Source organism: Pseudomonas sp. GW-45 (assembly GCF_056896675.1).
This window is the reverse complement of the sequence record NZ_CM167674.1, coordinates 2,830,717-2,848,362: the sequence shown is the minus strand read 5'-3', so window position 1 is coordinate 2,848,362 and position 17,646 is coordinate 2,830,717. Positions and strand designations below refer to the sequence as shown.

Sequence of the window (17,646 nt, the reverse complement as noted above, 5' to 3'; positions counted from 1 at the left end):
GCCGTTGTTAGAGTTGCGACACTTTCAGAAGTACCGATCAGTTCCCTGTTTGACCCGGTTTGATGGGCCATTCATTAAGGCCTTTTGCCGCTATTCTCATTTTTGCGGCGCTGCGGGCAGGCAACTTATCAGTGTTTCCCATACATTAACCCACGCGTCCTCGGGGTATATTCAACGCATGTTCAAAAAAATTCGTGGCATGTTTTCCAGTGATTTGTCCATCGACCTGGGCACTGCCAATACACTTATTTACGTTCGGGATCGCGGTATTGTACTGGACGAACCCTCTGTTGTGGCAATTCGCACCACTGCCGGTAATCAGAAAAGCGTCGTAGCCGTCGGTACTGACGCTAAGCGCATGCTGGGTCGTACGCCTGGCAATATTCAGGCTATCCGTCCGATGAAGGATGGCGTCATTGCTGACTTCAGTGTTTGCGAAAAAATGCTGCAATACTTCATCAATAAAGTGCACGAAAATAGCTTCATTCAGCCCAGCCCGCGGGTGCTTATCTGTGTGCCTTGCAAGTCTACTCAAGTGGAGCGTCGCGCCATTCGTGAGTCGGCCTTGGGTGCTGGCGCACGTGAGGTTTATCTGATTGAAGAGCCCATGGCTGCTGCCATCGGTGCTGGCTTGCCGGTAGAAGAAGCACGCGGCTCAATGGTTGTGGATATCGGTGGTGGTACCACTGAAATCGCGCTGATCTCGCTGAATGGCGTGGTTTATGCCGAATCCGTACGGGTCGGCGGCGATCGCTTTGACGAAGCCATTATGACTTACGTGCGTCGCAACTACGGTAGCCTGATCGGTGAATCCACTGCTGAGCGCATCAAACAAGAGATTGGCGTGGCTTTCCCTGGTGGTGAAATCCTGGAAGTGGATGTACGTGGCCGCAATCTCGCGGAAGGCGTGCCACGTGCCTTTACGCTGAACTCCAATGAAGTGTTGGAAGCACTGCAGGAGTCGCTGGCGACCATAGTACAAGCGGTTAAAAGCGCGCTGGAGCAGTCCCCGCCTGAGCTAGCCTCGGATATTGCTGAGCGCGGCTTGATTCTGACCGGTGGCGGCGCGCTGTTGCGCGATCTTGATAAGTTGCTGGCGCAGGAAACCGGCTTGCCGGTCATCGTCGCTGAAGAGCCGCTGACCTGTGTGGCCCGTGGTGGCGGCAAGGCGCTAGAGATGATGGATCAGCACACCATGGACCTGCTGTCGACCGAATAAGTCGCCTGCGGCAGGCGGGCTCTTTGCGCCGGGATTCCTGGCATCGTCCGGCTTGCCGCTAACCGCATCAAGCTTGTGGCTGCGAGGAATTCGCCATCAAACCGCTATTTATCAAAGGCCCTTCGCTGGGCGTACGTTTTATCGTATTGACGGTGTTGTCCATCGCCTTAATGGTGGTAGATGCCCGTTTTGATGCGCTGAAACCTATGCGCTCTCAGCTAGGCCTGTTTGTCTCTCCTCTGTATTACGTGGCTGAGCTGCCAGTGCGCGCCTGGGACACGGCGACAGAACTGACCTCCAGCCGGGTCCAGCTGATCACCGATAACGAACGACTCCGTGCCGAAGCACTGCTCACGCAGCGTAAGCTGCAGAAGCTTGCCACTTTGACGGAGCAAAACGTGCGCCTGCGCGAGCTGCTTAATTCGTCCTCTTTGGTGGACGAGCGAGTATTGGTCGCTGAACTTATCGGTGTCGACCCCAATCCTTTTACCCAACGTATTTTGATTGATAAGGGCGAGCGCGACGGCGTTTTCCTCGGTCAGCCGATACTGGACGCCACCGGATTGATGGGCCAGGTGGTGGAAGTGCTCCCTTATTCTGCCCGCGTACTGATGATTACCGACGCCTCTCACAGCCTGCCTGTGCAGGTCAATCGCAATGGTTTACGTGCGATTGCCAGCGGTACCGGTCGCAACGAATGGCTGGAATTGCGCTACGTTGGCGATACTGCCGATATCCGCGAGGGTGACATTGTGGTCAGCTCAGGGCTCGGTCAGCGTTTCCCTGCGGGTTATCCGGTGGGGCGAGTGCAATCGGTGGTGCGCCACCCAAGCCAATCTTTTGCCGAGGTACGAGTCGCGCCTTCTGCGCAGTTGAATCGTAGTCGCTATCTGTTGCTGGTGTTCAGCCCGGAAAGTGGTTACGGCGACGTCTTGCCAGCGTTAGACCTAACGCCTGATGCCAATATCCCGCCAGCCGATGCTGCGGCAGTCGATGCTGCGGCAGCCGACGCTGCGGCAGAACCCACGGATAATGCCGCTCCGGCCGCAGCAGCTGAGGAGGGCGCCAGCGATGCGCAGTAGCCTGGTTATCATCTTCACTATCGTGGTTGCGTTGCTGCTCAGCGTGATGCCAATGCCTGAGCCATTTAACTTGGGCCGCCCTATGTGGTTGGCGCTGGTATTGTCTTTCTGGGTCATGACATTGCCACACCGGGTTGGGCTACTCACCGCCTGGGTAGCGGGTTTGGTTACCGATGTGTTGTTTGGCCAGTTGTTTGGCCAGCACGCACTGGTGATGACCCTGGTGGTTTGGCAGCTGTTGTTGCTGCACCAGCGAATTCGGCGTTTTCCCTTGTGGCAGCAAAGCCTGGTCATGTTGCCCGTTTTTGGTATCGCGCAGATGGTGCTGCTATGGCTCAACAGTCTGAGCGGTAACCGTCCGCCGACCTTGTTGTTCCTGCTTCCGGCGCTGGTCAGCGCGATTCTTTGGCCGTGGGTTTTCACTCTTCTGCAGGGCATCAAGCGACGGTTCCGTGTTATCTGAGCCGCGCTTGCTGCTGGCCTCGGCTTCGCCGCGACGTCGTGAATTGCTCGCGCAAATTGGTGTGCCGACAACACGACTGGTGTGCCAGGTTGACGAGCAGGTCGAGCCTGGCGAGGTGCCGTCGGTTTACGTCGAGCGTGTGACGCGTGACAAAGTGCGCGCCGGCGTTGCCGCGGCTCCGTCGGGCGCCGTAGTGCTGGCAGCAGATACCGCTGTAGTGCTGAATCAACAAATTCTCGGTAAACCGCGTGATCGAGCGCATGCGCTGGCAATGCTAGCGGCGCTGTCAGGTCGCGAACATCAGGTTCTGACCGCAGTGGCGGTTGCCTGCGAAGAGCGGGTAGAGGTTCAGCTGGTTGTTACGCAGGTGCGCTTTCGCATCATTACGCCTGCCGAGAGTGAAGCCTACTGGGCTAGTGGCGAGCCAGCCGACAAGGCCGGTGCGTACGGCATTCAAGGGTTGGGCGCGATCTTTGTGGAACACATCAACGGCAGTTACAGCGCCGTGGTTGGACTACCTTTGGCGGAAACAGCGGCATTACTCGATAGATTTGGCATTTCCTGCTGGCAGCCTGGCTAACTCAGCTGTCATGGGGCCCGCAACACCGGTATTGTGTTGCCAAGACTTGAATGGAAGAGCCCATGAGCGAAGAAATCCTGATCAATATTACCCCGATGGAAACCCGCGTAGCGCTGGTCGAGAACGGCGTACTGCAGGAGGTGCATATCGAACGCACCCTGCGCCGTGGCATCGTCGGCAACATCTACAAAGGCAAGGTGGTACGCGTACTGCCTGGCATGCAGGCGGCGTTTGTTGATATTGGCCTGGAGCGCGCCGCGTTTATTCACGCCTCAGAGATATCCGATCGCGAAGGGGCCGCGGTCGAAACCATCAGCGCATTGGTGCATGAAGGCAAAGCGCTGGTGGTGCAAGTGACCAAGGACCCGATAGGCACCAAGGGCGCCCGCTTGACCACCCACCTATCGATCCCTTCACGCTATTTGGTTTACATGCCGCGTACTCCGCATGTAGGCATTTCGTTGAAAATTGAGGATGAAGTTGAGCGCGAGCGCCTCAAACAAGTGGTTGCTGGTTGCGTGGAGCAGGAAGGCATCGATGAAGCCGGCGGCTTTATTCTGCGTACTGCAGCCGAGGGTGCTCGCGCTGAGGATATTCTGGTAGATATCCTTTATGTACGCCGGCTGTGGCTGCAGATTACCCAGCAAATGGGCGCGGCCCCGGCGCCGTCGGTTATCTACGAAGACCTGCCGTTGGCTCTGCGTACTTTGCGCGATTTGGCTAACCCTCGGTTGGAAAAAGTGCGTATCGATTCGCGGGAAACCTTCCAGAAGGTCGAGCAGTTTGTGCAGGAATTGATGCCCGGTGTGGAAGAACTGCTGGAGCATTACCCGGGCGAACGTCCGATTTTTGATCTGTATAGCGTGGAAGACGAAATTCAGAAGGCGATGGAGCGCAAGGTCATGCTCAAGTCCGGCGGCCATTTGGTGATCGACCAGACCGAAGCCATGACTACCATCGACGTTAACACCGGGGCGTTTGTCGGCCATCGGAATCTTGAAGAAACCATCTTCAAAACTAATCTGGAAGCGGCTACCTCTATTGCTCGGCAGCTGCGCCTGCGTAACCTTGGCGGCATCATCATCATCGACTTTATCGACATGGAAGATGAAGAGCATCAGCGCCAGGTGCAGCGCACGCTAGAAAAGCAGCTAGAGCGTGATCATTCCAAAACCAACATCATTGGCATCACCGAGTTGGGTTTGATTCAGATGACCCGCAAGCGCACGCGCGAAAGCCTTGAGCAGGTACTTTGTGAGCCTTGCCCTTGCTGCCAGGGTCGAGGCATTCAAAAAACGCCGGAGACCATTTGCTACGAAATTTTCCGCGAAATTTTGCGCGAGGCTAGAGCCTATCAAGCGGGTGCTTATATGGTGTTGGGTTCGCAGTCGGTGATCGACCGTCTGCTGGACGAAGAATCGGGCAACGTAGCGGATTTGGAGCTCTTTATCGAACGTCCGATAAAGTTTCAGGTGGAGACCATGTACACCCAGGAACAATACGACGTGGTGTTGATGTGATGGGCTGGTGAAGCGGGTGCAGTGGCAACGCTGGCTTAAACAAGGGCTTAATGGCCTGATTCTGCTACTGGTCGCCTGGCTTTTGCTGGCAGCAGCCTATGTCAGCTTGGGCCGTCAGTTCGTGCCAGCGATTGCCAACTATCAAGCTGAGTTGGTCGCGAAGGCGGAGTCCATCACGGGCAGACACATCCGGCTTGATAGTTTGAGTGCGCAGATGCAAGGCGCGCAGCCGGTATTCCGTCTGCGGGGCTTGGAAGTGCACGCGGACACTGATCCGGGTAGCCCCATGTTGTTTGCTCTGGACAATGTCACCGCTCGCTTGGACCTATGGCAAAGCCTGTGGCGTCAAAGTCTGGTTATGGACGCCCTGCAGATCGAAGGTTTATCACTGTCGATCAGTGAAGATGCCGAGGGTCACTGGCATCTGCGCGGCCTCGGTCAGCAGACGCAGTCGCTCGGCGGAATGGAGCAAGCACTTAAGGTGCTGCGCGAACAGCACCGTATCACCTTGCTGGAGACTCAAGTCGCGGTCAGCCCCTATGACGAGCCGCGCTGGCAGTTTGAGCGCGGCGAGCTGACATTGATTAACGGCGCTGGCTGGCAGCGCCTGGACGGCCGCCTGCGGCTGCCCGACGGCGAGCTTGTTCGGTGGCAGGTGAGTGGATTACTCGACAGCGATAACCTGAAAGACTTGTCGCTGGGCTTTTTTCTTGAGCTGCCGGCTAGCGACTGGACTCGCTGGTTACCGCAAGATTGGTTGGAACGCAGCCACCTGCAAAAATTGGTGGCTGGCGGGCGTTTCTGGGGTAGCTGGCAAAATCAGCGCTTGCAGCGCTTGCAGGGTACGCTGGTAGCGCCCGAGATCAGCTTCGATCATAAAGACTCACCGCCGCTACAGGATGTCTTCAGCCGTTTTGCTTACCGTTATTCTGATACCAGCGAGCGTTTGCTGGTGCAGGATTTCAGCTTACGCATAGAAGAACGCGTGTGGCCGATGATGCGCGCGCAAGCTGAGCGCAATACGGCGGAAGGTGAGTGGTCGCTGGCGGTTGATCGGTTCTCGCTAGACCGCCTGCGTGACTGGCTGCCGCGCTTTGTTGATCATCCACCCATGGCGGAGTTGATCACCACAGTGTCGCCGCAGGGCAATGTGCGTAATCTACATCTGTCCGGTCGCGGCTCGCCGACTGATATCGACGCGCTGCAGTTCAGTGCACTGCTTGACCAAGTGGGTATTCAGGCTTACCACAATGCACCCATGTTGCAGGGTATCAGTGGCAGCATTTCGGGTTCGCCGAGCGCCGGCGAATTGCGGATCAATAATCAGCAGTGGAGCATGCAACTGCCGCATTTGTTTCCTGAGGTATGGCAGTACGACAGCGCGCAAGGTGCGCTTAACTGGTCATGGTCACAGGACGGTGGCCTGGGGTTGCACACCGCAGGTATATCGGTCGCAGGGGAGGAAGGTAAGGCGGCGGTGAAACTTGACTTACAACTGCCGCCGACCGGCCAGATTCCGAAGATGGACCTGCGGGTCGCCCTGCGTGATTCGCAGGCATCCGTTCACCGTCGTTACCTGCCGTTGCGTGCACCGGCCTTCAGTCCGGCGCTGGGTACCTGGCTCGCGGCCAGCGGCGTCAATGGTAAGGTGCCGTTGGCTATTTTCAGCTACAGCGGCTCGCTGCTGAAGAGTGCTACTAACGAAGAGCGTGACATTGGGCTTTATGCCGAGTTGCGCGATGGCGAATTGCTGTTCCAGAGCGGTTGGCCTCTGTTGACTGAAATCAACGCTAATCTACGTCTGCAGGGCGGCCTGCTGGATATCCGCGGTGAGCACGCTCGCCTCTGGAATACCAACGCCAGCGACACCCGCGTGAGTGCTCAGGTGCTAGGGCGTACCGGACCACTGATGCTAGAGATAGAGTCGGCTTTTGTTGGGCCGGTGGGCGATGCACTTAAGCTGATGCAAGACAGCCCGCTGAGCGAGCTGAGCAAAGACCCGCTAGCGGGCTGGACGGTCGGCAGCGGCGAGGTGGAAGGCAACCTGGCTCTGAGCATTCCGCTGCAATCAGATGCTCAAGCGCAGACTCAAGCCGATGTGAGCTGGCAGCTGGCGGCGGACAATCTGCTTATTCCGCAGTTGCAGGCCCCATTACGTCACCTCCAGGGCAATTTTGCCTACTCGCGCGAGCAAGGGCTGAGCTCTGATGATCTGAGTGGCACTTTTCTTGGCGCGCCGGTCAAGGCCAAACTGAGTCAGCGTGAAGGCACTCAGCGGGTGAGTCTCTCTGGCAGCCACAGCGTTGAGCAACTGCGCAGTTGGTCGCTGGCCAGCGCAGTGCCAGCGGGTTTAGCCGATGGCAATTTCAGCTGGCAAGCCGAGGTGGAGATTGCTGCGCAGCAACAGCGCGTGCAAGTCAGCAGTGACCTCAAAGGGTTGGCGCTGACGCTACCACAACCGTTTGGCAAAGAAGCGCAAAGCGAGTTGGCAACCAAAGTAGACTTGCGACTCGCCAGCGGTGGTATTCAGCGCTGGCATGTGTCGGCGGCCAGCGGGCTTGATGTGCAGTTGCTGCATCAAGGCGAGCAGCTCTCTGGCGATCTGCGCTTCCGTGCTGGCCTGGCGGCGCAGTCATCTGCCCCCGGCGTGGTAATCGCAGCTCAGCTGCCTAGTCTCGACTGGGATGAGTGGCAGCAGTGGTTGAGCCAGTTGCCTGCGGCGGCCAAGCAGAGCGGTAATAGTGGTAAAGGCGGGGCCGCGCAGCTGCTGCGTCGTGCTGATATAAGCGCTGAATCGTTCACCGGTTTTGGTTTGTCGTTAAGCGACTTAAAAGTGGGCGTGCAGAGGCAGCCTAGCGGCTGGCAACTGACGCTGACTCAGGCGGATGTAGCAGGTGATATTCACCTACCGGACAACAGCGCCGAGCCGATTGATATCGACCTGCAGCGGCTTAAACTCGGTGCGACTGACGAGCAAGCGGCAGAGTTACTGCCGGCGATGAGCCCAGATGAACCTGCGGCTGATCTCGATCCACCGGACCCGCTGGAAAAAATAAAGCCATCAAAACTACCGCCACTCAACGTACAGGTTGCGCAATTGTCGTGGGGCGGCGGACCGGTTGGCCGAGTGGCTTTCAAGCTACGCCCGGATGCGACTGGCGCGCAGATTCCCGAGCTCTCGCTCGACTTGCGCGGTCTGAAGGTTGAGGGTCGCATGGACTGGCGTGAAGCGCCGGCGCACACTGTATTCGACGGCAACGTCACCGCTGAAGACATCGGCGAAGTACTGACAGCTTGGCAATACGCGCCGACCATAACCAGCAAAGAGTTCACCACCCGAGCTCAGCTGAATTGGCCCGGATCGCCGGCGTTGTTTAGTCTACGGCGTGCCTCAGGTAGCCTAGAGGTTGCCGCGCGTGACGGTATGTTGCAGAGTGGTGACAACGGTACTCAAGCCTTGCGCGTGTTTGGTCTACTCAACTTCAACTCGCTAACGCGCCGCCTGCGGTTGGACTTCTCCGATCTGTTCAGCAAAGGTACCGCTTACGATACGCTGGACGGTGCGCTGTATGCCGACAATGGGGTCTTGCACAGCGAGAAGCCTCTCGTACTTGAGGGCCCTGGCGTAAAAATGCAGTTTGAAGGTAACGTCAACTTGCGTAGCGATAAGGTGGATCTCGGTGTATTGGTAACCTTGCCAGTGACCAACAATTTGCCATTGGCCGCGCTGCTGGTTGGGGCGCCGCAAATTGGCGGAGTGCTCTTCCTCGCTGACAAGATCCTGGGTGACAAGGTGGCGCGCTTTGCCTCGGTTAAGTACAAGGTGAGCGGCGACTGGAAGCAACCGGATGTTGAGTTTGACCGTGCCTTTGACGACAAGGCTGCACTCGAAGAAGACTGATGCCAGTCTCGTAGTACTCTAGCCGGTAAATCCATCTGCAGAAGGTTAGCCTCTATGTCACGTGTCGCTGCTATCCAAATGACCAGTCAGCCAGACGTGCAGGAAAACCTGCACGTCGCAGCTGGCTTGATTGCCCGCGCGGCAGAGCAGGGCGCGGAGCTGGTCCTGTTGCCGGAATGTTTCGCCGCACTGGGCAACCGATCACTGGCTGCGATAGCCGCCGCTGAGTTTGGCACTGAGCGTCCGATTCGCCGGTTTCTCGCTGAGCAGTCGCGTGAGCACGGTATCTGGCTGATCGGCGGCAGCTTGCCGGTGCCGCGTGTTCCCGGCGGCAAGCCCATGGCAACTCAGCTGGTGGTGGATGAACAAGGGCAGGAAGTAGCGCGCTACGACAAATTGCACCTGTTTGATGTAGATGTCAGCGACAGCCACAACACCTATCGGGAGTCGCGCGATTACGATTTCGGCAATGCGCTAGTCTGTCTCGATTCGCCAGTGGGCCGGCTGGGTCTGAGCATTTGTTATGATGTGCGCTTTCCTGAGTTGTATCAGGGCTTGCGGTTGGCTGGCGCAGAATTGATCGTGGTGCCGGCCGCGTTCACCGCAGTAACCGGTGCAGCGCACTGGGAGGTGCTGCTGCGTGCCAGAGCGATAGAAACCCAATGTTATCTGCTGGCGGCCAATCAAACCGGTACCCACGCGGGAGGTCGTCAAACCTTCGGCCACAGCTGTCTTATTGATCCCTGGGGCGAGCTTGTTGCTGTTTTGCCCGAGGGCCCCGGCATTGCTGCCGGTGAACTGGATCGCGGTTTGCTAAGCGAGGTTCGCCAGCGGATGCCGATTATTGAACACCGCCGTTTCGCACCGCCTGCTTCGCCGCAGCCGGTTGCCAAGGAGTCGAACCAGAATGAGTGACCTTATCAGCCAAGCCGAAAATGCCTTGCTGCGCCCCGCTGACCTCACCCCGGACGCTGTCGCCAGCGTGCTCGGTACGTTGGTCTCGGCGCCGGGGGTGGATGCGGCAGATCTTTATTTTCAGCACCAGATCAGCGAATCCTGGGTGCTCGAGGACGGCATCGTCAAAGACGGCAGCTTTCATGTCGATCAAGGCGTCGGCGTGCGTGCGTTATCGGGTGAGAAGACCGGTTTTGCTTATAGCAATGATATTGGTCTGGCGGCGCTCGGCCAAGCTGCTGGCGCGGCGCGCTCGATTGCCCGTGCGGGCCAGGCCGGTAGTGTTCAGGCCTGGAAGAGACCCGTCTGTAAGCCGCTTTATGTTGCGGATAACCCGCTAGAAGTCATGGCTCAGGCAGACAAGGTGTCCTTTCTGCAGCGCATTGATGCCTACACGCGCAGCCTCGATCCTCGTATTACCCAGGTTAGCGTGAGCATGAGCGGTGTGCACGACACCATTATGGTGGCAGCCAGCGATGGGACTTGGGCGGGGGATATTCGTCCGCTGGTCCGCTTCAATGTGAGTGTCATTGTTGAGCATAACGGCCGACGTGAGCGCGGTAGTTCTGGCGGTGGTGGTCGTACTGATTACCGCTACTTCGAGACTGAGGAGCGTGCGTTGGGTTATGCCCGCGAAGCGGTGCGCCAAGCCAACGTCAACCTGCTGGCGGTTGCTGCGCCCGCTGGCAGCATGCCCGTGGTGATGGGGCCCGGTTGGTCTGGTGTGCTCCTGCATGAAGCAGTTGGGCACGGTCTGGAGGGTGACTTCAACCGCAAGGGCAGCTCGGCCTACAGCGGCCGGGTGGGCGAAAAAGTGGCGTCCAGCCTGTGTACCATCGTCGATGACGGTACCTTGCCAGGCCGCCGCGGTTCACTGACTCTGGACGATGAAGGGCAGCCGACCAACTGCACGACCTTGATCGAGAATGGCGTACTCAAGGGCTATATGCAGGACAAACTCAATGCTCGCCTGATGGGCGTGCCTTACACCGGCAATGGTCGCCGCGAATCCTACGCGCATCTGCCGATGCCGCGCATGACCAATACTTACATGTTGGCGGGGGAGAGCGATCCGGAAGAGATCATTGCCTCAGTGAAAAAGGGCATCTACTGCGCCAACCTCGGTGGTGGTCAGGTCGATATCACCAGCGGCAAGTTCGTATTCTCCACCAGCGAGGCCTATCTGATCGAAGACGGTAAAATTACCGCGCCGGTTAAGGGTGCCACTCTGATTGGCAATGGTCCTGAGGTAATGAACCGTGTATCCATGGTGGGCCATGATCTGGAACTCGATAGCGGCGTTGGCGTTTGCGGCAAGGATGGGCAGTCATTGCCGGTGGGCGTGGGTCAGCCCACGTTGAAAATCGATCAGATTACCGTTGGCGGAACCGGTTAAAGCCGCGTTGCCCTGAGCTAGCAGATGCTAGCTAAACCATCGGCTATCCAACGCATCTTGGGTAGCCGATGGTGACTGCGTTTTGCGCAGCAAATACCTGCCCACTATGACTGCTTATTGCCCGTAGCCGCGTGCTCAGCGCGCTTCAAAAAGCCCTGCCAAGCGATTTTTGCGCACCTGATCAACAGGGAAGATGCGGCCGCTCATGGCGACGTACACGCCGTGGGGCATGCAGTTAAGTGCGCCCACCGCTAGCCCCAAATTGAACAGCGCATCTGAATCACGAAAACGCGCCGGCTGCATGGCACCGGTTAGTACAATGACTTTGCCGTCAATGTCCGCCAGACCAGCGCCGGTGACCGTCATGGTGTCAGTGCCGTGGGTGATCAGGATATGTTCGTGCGGGCAGGCGCTGATCTTGTCGTGGATCAGTTGGCGGTCGAGATCGTCGAGCTCGAGACTGTCCTTTTTGGTCAGGGATTCGATGTTATAGTCAAAACCGACCCGCGCCTGCTGCAATAGCTCGCCTGCGATCGGTTCGCCTATCTGGTATTCGCTGAGGGCGTCAAAGTAGAGTTTGTCCAGCGTGCCGCCGGTGCTGAATATTTGTACAAACATAGTGATTAATTCCTGAAAATATTATCTGATCATGTCTGTTGAACCGCCCGCCGATTTTGATACCCCAGCTAACTCGCCTGATGCCGCGGTAAGTCCCGGAGTGCGCGACTGGTGGGTCTATATGGTGCGCGCGGAAAACGGTCATCTATATACGGGTATCAGCATAGACCCTGAGCGTCGCTTTCGGGAACACCTGCGCGGCAAGGGTGCGCGCTTTTTCAATCGCAGCCCGGCCAGTGCGCTGGTCTGGTGGGAGCGCTGCAGCGGACAGGGTGATGCCTTGCGCCAGGAGCTGAGCATCAAAGCGTTGTCCAAATTAGCCAAGGAGCGGCTTATCAGTGACTTCGATAACCTTCCATCATTGGCCGTAAAGCCCTGTGCAGTTGAACTTGCAGGGGCTAAGCTGAGCGCACAACAACCGGAGACCAAGCATGAGTGATTTGATTCTGCACCACTACCCGCAATCCCCTTTCGCTGAAAAGGCGCGTTTGATGTTGGGCTTTAAGGGGCTGTCTTGGCAGTCGGTGATGATCCCTTCGATGATGCCCAAGCCTGATTTGAATGCCTTAACAGGCGGCTACCGCCGGACTCCGGTGATGCAGGTTGGCGCTGATATTTACTGTGATACGGCGATGATCGCGCGCCGCCTGGAGCAAGAGAAAGCCGCGCCTGCACTTTTTCCGGAAGGGCGCGAGGCTGCCGCTATGGGGTTGGCGCAGTTTGCTGATCAAGTGCTATTTCAACATGGCGTCGCCATCAATTTTCAGCCCAAAGGGTTGGCTGCGCGTTTTGCCGGTATGCCTGAGCAGGTGATTAAGGGCTTTATGGCAGATCGTAAAGCGTTGTTTGAAAAGGGCTCGGCTAGTCGCTTGGATCCAGCAGTGGCTTTGTCGCAGTGGCCAACACTATTGAGTCGACTTGAAACGCAGTTGCAGCGAGATGGTGCCTTTCTGCTCGGTGATACGCCGTGCATTGCTGACTTTTCTCACTACCACCCGCTTTGGTTTGTCAGCAGTAACAAAGCGGTCGCTGAAGCGCTCGAAGGTTATCCGGCTGTAACGAGCTGGATGCAGCGTATGGCTGATATTGGCCACGGCGTTGCTAGCGAGTTAAGCGCCGATGAAGCTATTAGCATTGCCAAGCAAGCCACGCCAGCCGCGCTGCCAGATAATGCTATTGCCAGCCCCGGTGGATTTAGCAACGGACAGGCCGTGACTGTGAGTGCGGTGGACTACGGTACTGATCAGGTAGCCGGTACGCTGCTGTTTGAAGGGGCTGAAGAAATTATCATTGCCCGTGAAGATGAGCGTGCCGGACTAGTACACGTGCATTTTCCGCGCTACGGATATCGTATCGCCGCCGCCTGATAGACTTGCCGCAGGATAAGAGGTCGGCAGATTCGCATCTGTCGGCCTTTTTTTGACTGTAAAGTCACTGAAGTGTGTGCTGAATCTCGGTACATCTTGGTGTGGCTTCGTTAGAATCGCGCCTCGGAAAAAGAGAGGGAGCTCAATGTGATCAACTGGGTGGGAAGGCGAACAGGCATCTGCCTGCTGTTGGCAAGCCTAAGCGGATGGGTTACCGCGCCGGTTGCCGCTGAACCGCAATTGAATGCCGAGACGGCATGTGCTGCTCCTGTGCGTGCTTTTCAGTCGAGGATAGAGGGCGCGGTAAATTTTGATCGTGAAGCACTCGGCTTGCAGGTAAAAATGGTGGATTTGCTAGGTGTTTGTCAGCAGGTGGTTGAGCAGCAGTTGAGTGAATTGATATCGGACTATGCAGACCTGCCGGCGGACTCGCCATGTCAGCAGGGGTTGCGAGATTTGGAGCCGTTTGTCCCACTATTTGCCGATATGCGGAAGCAGATAGCCCAGCAACGGTTGGTTAGTCATGCTGAGAAACGCGGCGCCATCGAGCATTTTCGTGTTATCACCCCCGGCGTGCTGCGCACGGTCAACGGCGTTTTTCTTCACCGCTATGCTGTTTGCGAACCAGAATCCGAGATACAACAGGCAAACATTGTTGTTCCTTAGCGGTAGATTGTTAGTGCCGCGCGGCAACTCTGATTTGATCGTGTTCTGACTCTCAGGGCTTCAAAGAATAACCAGCTCTTCCTCAGTTCGGTCTTGTTTTCGGTCGTTGCGGCTACTCTCTCTTTCCGCCGTATTGACGTCGTGTCTATAGCGCTCGCCTGCCTGGATCTGCTGTTCCGGTCACTGAGTATCTTGATGCCTTACAGCATTGTCGTCTGTCCAGCGGCCCTGTTCATGCAATATCAGGCTGTCGCCGTGGTAGATGTTTAGTAGCCCATCTTCGGTGATCAGGAAGCTGCGTTCGGACTGGTCGAAGCGGTAGCCCAGAAACCGGCACGGTGTTTTGCCGTCGGCACAGGTAGTGTGCATGCTGCGGCCTTGCAGCATCAGCGGCTCGCCATTGTGACGCTCCCGACCTTGCAGCGTGTACTGGTTACAGCTGACCTCACCCTCGACACAGCGTGAGTCCATTTTTAGCTCATAGCTGGGCGTGATCAATACACGTTCATCCGCGTTCACGCCGCCGGCAACCATTAGACAGGCAACGCCCAGACTGCGGATTGAACTGATCAACTTAGGCATTTCGGGTTTCTCCCAGGGTTAAATATTGGCGGGTATGGGTTGATAGCCCGGAAGGGCCTCAACTCGTGCCAGCCAGGCGCGGATGGCCGGGTAGTCGGCGAGGTCAAAGCCACCTTCCGGCGCGATATGCGTGTAGGCGTACAGGCTGATGTCCGCAACACTGAGTCGGTTATCGACCAGGTAATCGGTTTGCTGCAACTGCTGTTCCATAACCCTCAAGGCGCGATGACCGCCAGGCTGCTTGGCGTGATATTCCGCTCGACGCTCTTCGGGCAAGCCGAGGTAGCGGGCGATAAAGCGCGCTACGGCTATGTAGGGCTCGTGACTGTACTGTTCAAAAAATTGCCACTGCAGCACTTTGGCTAAGGCAAAGCTGTCCTGTGGAAGCAGCGCCGAATCGGTGGCCAGATAGTTGAGTATGGCATTGGATTCGCTGAGGGTGCGTCCATCGTCTAATTCTAGCAGTGGTACTTTGGCGTTGGGATTAAGGCTCAGGAAGGCCTCGGTCCGGGTTTCTTCACGCAGTATGTCCAACTGAACCCATTCATGCTCAATGCTAAGCAAGTCGCACAGCAGCTTCAGCTTGTAACAGTTGCCTGAGATCAGGTCGCCGTAAATTTTCATGAGTGACCCTCCGCTAGCGTATCCAGTGTGGAGTTGCCAGGTTTGTTGTAGATCACCACTGTGCCGGCAAGTTTGTCGTGCCAACCTTGTTTGCGCGCGTCGAAGGCGACCCAAAGTAGCCCCAGTCCAAACGGGATGGTGGCGATGAAATAGCCCAGGTAGCGGATGACCAACTGCCCAGTACCGGGCGGCTGTAAAGTGCGGGCATCGACTACCCGCGCATGCACTGCCATTTTGCCTGGGGTTGCTTGTTTCGCGCGCCAGAAAATGATCACGGCGATGGCCGGAAGGACCCAGGTCAGCACGATATCGGCAAGGCCATCAACGGGCGGCGACTGGTAGGGGTCAAAGTACTCCCAGCCGTAAAAGTACACCAGCAGGGGCGTAATCAACAGCATCATCCAAAGGGTGTCGATAAGGCTGGCGAGCGTGCGCTGCCAGAATCCGACGTAACGCACTTGCGTAGCTGTTTGCATGAAAAAGGACTGCTCGCCGCATGGCCACATGACCTCGCATTTTGCGCAGAAAATTCCTTCAGCGACTAGCTCAGCGCACATAATCGCTGCTGATAAATGCGATCCAGTCGGCAAGTTCTATGGTATTTGCGGGATAGTCCGAAAAATACTGTTCTGGAGCATTGCATGGCGGCCCGCGGGCGAGTGGATATTGGCGAAATACCAATATATGGCGTTGTTTTGACCCTGCACTGTGCAGGGCTGAATCAGCTCATGGTTCGGCGTATGCTGTGTCTCAACCGATTGCGGCGCTCAGGATTAGTGGCTGCCGCAACCTCACCTGCATGCGAGGGAAGTGTGGATAACATCATTCAGGTCAACCAGTTGACCAAATCTTACGACTCTGGCTTTCAGGCTCTGAAGGGCGTGAATCTAAGTATTCGACGCGGTGAGATATTTGCACTGCTCGGTCCTAATGGCGCCGGCAAAACGACGTTGATCAGTATCGTCTGCGGCCTGGTGAATGCCAGCAGCGGAACGGTATTGGTCGATGGTCACGATAACGTGCGCGATTATCGCAAGGCACGCAGCAAGATTGGGCTGGTGCCGCAAGAGCTGACCAACAACATGTTTGATAGTGTCTGGTCGACCCTCAAGCTAAGTCGTGGGTTGTTCGGTAAGCCGCCTAATGACGGCCTGCTTGAACAGATACTGCGTGAGTTGTCGCTGTGGGATAAGCGTAATGATCGCATCATGAACCTGTCCGGTGGCATGAAGCGCCGAGTGCTGATTGCCAAGGCCTTGTCGCATGAGCCAGACGTATTGTTTCTCGATGAGCCGACCGCGGGTGTCGATGTTGAGTTGCGCCGCGACATGTGGGATATGGTGCGGCGACTACAGCAACGTGGGGTGACCATCATCCTGACTACGCATTACATCGAAGAGGCCGAAGAGATGGCCGACCGTATTGGTGTCATCAGTGAGGGCGAGATCATCTTGATAGAAGAGAAAGATAAGCTGATGCAGCAGCTGGGTACCAAACAGTTAGCTATTCAATTGCACTCCGCGCTTGAACAACTGCCAGAGAGTCTGCGCGCTGATGCTCTGAAGTTGACGCCGGATGGCTACAGTCTGATCTACACCTTCGATGCGCAGTCTGAGCAGACGGGGATCGCTGAGTTGTTGAAAAAGCTGGATCTAGCGGGCATCGAAGTGAAAGACCTGCATTCCAGTCAGAGCTCGCTGGAAGATATCTTCGTTGGTCTGGTACACAAGCGGCGCGATGAGCAACGCTTAGGGGAGTCCCAATGAACTTTTACGGCGTCAAGGCAATTTATCAGGCGGAGATGGCGCGCATGCTGCGCACCACGTTGCAAAGCGTAGCGTCACCGGTCGTTTCCACATCGTTGTACTTTATCGTGTTTGGGGCGGCCATTGGCAGCCGCATGACCGAAGTGGATGGTGTCAGTTACGGTGCTTTTATCATCCCCGGCCTGATTATGTTGATGTTGCTCAACGAGAGTATTTCCAACGCCTCTTTTGGTATTTACATGCCCAAGTTCACCGGTACCATTTATGAGGTGTTATCTGCGCCGGTGTCGCCGCTGGAGATCGTCGTTGGTTATGTCGGTGCAGCGGCTACCAAGTCGGTGCTGTTAGGATTGTTGGTGCTGATTACAGCGCGGCTATTTGTAAGCTACGAGATTCAGCACCCGGTGTGGATGCTCGGGTTCTTGATACTCACTGCAGTGACGTTCAGTTTATTCGGTTTCGTAATAGGGGTCTGGGCTGATGGTTTTGAAAAGTTGCAGATCATTCCGCTGATGATAGTTACCCCTTTGGCTTTTTTGGGCGGGAGTTTTTACTCCATCACCATGTTGCCGCCTTTTTGGCAGACGGTGACTCTGTTTAATCCGGTGGTGTATTTGATCAGTGGCTTCCGTTGGAGCTTCTATGGCGCGGCGGACGTGCATATTGGCGTTAGCCTGGGCATGACTCTGGTGTTTCTAAGTATTTGTCTGGCGCTTGTTTGGTGGATATTTCGCACGGGGTACAAGCTTAAGCCTTGATTGGCGAGCCGGTATTGATGGTTTATCGAGGCTGTCTCAATGCGCCCCGAGAGTGACTCAAGAGTCATTCTCGGGGCTATTTTATATTTGTGATAAGTTAATATTGAGATGGCCTGTTGCTATGTGTCGGAAATTTGTCGATTATGCTCC

Annotated in this window: 17 protein-coding genes; 13 read left to right on the top strand and 4 right to left on the bottom strand. The window is 56.5% G+C overall.

Annotated features, from left to right (window positions below; genetic code table 11):
* The first annotated feature begins 178 nt into the window (after window positions 1-178).
* The 8 genes from AC1XYH_RS13155 to tldD all read left to right on the top strand — a co-directional run bounded on the left by AC1XYH_RS13155 (window position 179) and on the right by tldD (window position 11,115).
* Window positions 179-1,219: a rod shape-determining protein gene (locus AC1XYH_RS13155; RefSeq protein WP_483323627.1), complete on the top strand. Its 1,041-nt coding sequence runs from the start codon at window positions 179-181 to the stop codon at window positions 1,217-1,219.
* Window positions 1,220-1,359: 140 nt separating this feature from the next.
* A complete protein-coding gene (mreC, locus tag AC1XYH_RS13150; protein WP_483326381.1) occupies window positions 1,360-2,301 on the top strand; it encodes a rod shape-determining protein MreC in 942 nt (313 codons plus the stop codon).
* The gene (gene mreD, locus AC1XYH_RS13145) at window positions 2,291-2,764 is read left to right on the top strand and encodes a rod shape-determining protein MreD (protein WP_483323626.1); all 474 of its coding nucleotides are present in this window, start codon (window positions 2,291-2,293) and stop codon (window positions 2,762-2,764) included. The genes mreC and mreD overlap by 11 nt, the downstream gene beginning before the upstream one ends.
* Entirely contained in the window at window positions 2,754-3,344 is a 591-nt protein-coding gene (locus tag AC1XYH_RS13140) for a Maf family protein (RefSeq protein WP_483323625.1), read from the top strand. Before mreD ends, AC1XYH_RS13140 begins: the two co-directional genes overlap by 11 nt.
* Before the next feature lie 62 nt (window positions 3,345-3,406).
* The gene (gene rng, locus AC1XYH_RS13135) at window positions 3,407-4,864 is read left to right on the top strand and encodes a ribonuclease G (RefSeq protein ID WP_483323624.1); all 1,458 of its coding nucleotides are present in this window, start codon (window positions 3,407-3,409) and stop codon (window positions 4,862-4,864) included.
* Window positions 4,865-4,880: 16 nt separating this feature from the next.
* A complete protein-coding gene (locus AC1XYH_RS13130) occupies window positions 4,881-8,765 on the top strand; it encodes a YhdP family protein (RefSeq protein ID WP_483323623.1) in 3,885 nt (1,294 codons plus the stop codon).
* A gap of 54 nt (window positions 8,766-8,819) precedes the next feature.
* Window positions 8,820-9,680, top strand: coding sequence for a carbon-nitrogen hydrolase family protein (locus tag AC1XYH_RS13125; RefSeq protein ID WP_483323622.1), 861 nt, complete (start codon window positions 8,820-8,822; stop codon window positions 9,678-9,680).
* Window positions 9,673-11,115, top strand: coding sequence for a metalloprotease TldD (gene tldD, locus AC1XYH_RS13120; RefSeq protein WP_483323621.1), 1,443 nt, complete (start codon window positions 9,673-9,675; stop codon window positions 11,113-11,115). The genes AC1XYH_RS13125 and tldD overlap by 8 nt, the downstream gene beginning before the upstream one ends.
* 135 nt (window positions 11,116-11,250) lie before the next feature.
* Here the strand turns inward: tldD and AC1XYH_RS13115 are convergent, their stop codons facing one another.
* The gene (locus tag AC1XYH_RS13115) at window positions 11,251-11,733 is read right to left on the bottom strand and encodes an asparaginase domain-containing protein (RefSeq protein WP_483323620.1); all 483 of its coding nucleotides are present in this window, start codon (window positions 11,731-11,733) and stop codon (window positions 11,251-11,253) included.
* 31 nt (window positions 11,734-11,764) lie between these two features.
* Between AC1XYH_RS13115 and AC1XYH_RS13110 the strand changes: the two genes are divergently transcribed.
* The 3 genes from AC1XYH_RS13110 (at window position 11,765) to AC1XYH_RS13100 (ending at window position 13,766) form a co-directional block, all read left to right on the top strand.
* The gene (locus AC1XYH_RS13110; protein WP_483323619.1) at window positions 11,765-12,172 is read left to right on the top strand and encodes a GIY-YIG nuclease family protein; all 408 of its coding nucleotides are present in this window, start codon (window positions 11,765-11,767) and stop codon (window positions 12,170-12,172) included.
* Window positions 12,165-13,100, top strand: coding sequence for a glutathione S-transferase family protein (locus AC1XYH_RS13105; RefSeq protein ID WP_483323618.1), 936 nt, complete (start codon window positions 12,165-12,167; stop codon window positions 13,098-13,100). Before AC1XYH_RS13110 ends, AC1XYH_RS13105 begins: the two co-directional genes overlap by 8 nt.
* A 147-nt stretch (window positions 13,101-13,247) precedes the next feature.
* Window positions 13,248-13,766 carry a hypothetical protein gene (locus AC1XYH_RS13100; protein WP_483323617.1) on the top strand — a complete coding sequence of 173 codons (519 nt, stop codon included), beginning with the start codon at window positions 13,248-13,250 and terminating at the stop codon, window positions 13,764-13,766.
* A gap of 180 nt (window positions 13,767-13,946) precedes the next feature.
* Here AC1XYH_RS13100 and AC1XYH_RS13095 read toward each other — a convergent pair whose 3' ends face one another.
* The 3 genes from AC1XYH_RS13095 to AC1XYH_RS13085 are packed head-to-tail and all read right to left on the bottom strand — an operon-like array spanning window position 13,947 to window position 15,448.
* Window positions 13,947-14,348: a hypothetical protein gene (locus AC1XYH_RS13095; protein ID WP_483323616.1), complete on the bottom strand. Its 402-nt coding sequence runs from the start codon at window positions 14,346-14,348 to the stop codon at window positions 13,947-13,949.
* A gap of 18 nt (window positions 14,349-14,366) precedes the next feature.
* Window positions 14,367-14,972 carry a glutathione S-transferase family protein gene (locus AC1XYH_RS13090; protein ID WP_483323615.1) on the bottom strand — a complete coding sequence of 202 codons (606 nt, stop codon included), beginning with the start codon at window positions 14,970-14,972 and terminating at the stop codon, window positions 14,367-14,369.
* Window positions 14,969-15,448: an RDD family protein gene (locus AC1XYH_RS13085; protein ID WP_483323614.1), complete on the bottom strand. Its 480-nt coding sequence runs from the start codon at window positions 15,446-15,448 to the stop codon at window positions 14,969-14,971. Before AC1XYH_RS13085 ends, AC1XYH_RS13090 begins: the two co-directional genes overlap by 4 nt.
* 336 nt (window positions 15,449-15,784) lie before the next feature.
* Here AC1XYH_RS13085 and AC1XYH_RS13080 point away from each other — a divergent pair, with 336 nt between their 5' ends.
* Entirely contained in the window at window positions 15,785-16,738 is a 954-nt protein-coding gene (locus AC1XYH_RS13080) for an ABC transporter ATP-binding protein (RefSeq protein WP_483323613.1), read from the top strand.
* Window positions 16,735-17,496, top strand: coding sequence for an ABC transporter permease (locus tag AC1XYH_RS13075; protein ID WP_483323612.1), 762 nt, complete (start codon window positions 16,735-16,737; stop codon window positions 17,494-17,496). The genes AC1XYH_RS13080 and AC1XYH_RS13075 overlap by 4 nt, the downstream gene beginning before the upstream one ends.
* The last annotated feature ends 150 nt before the right edge of the window (window positions 17,497-17,646 follow it).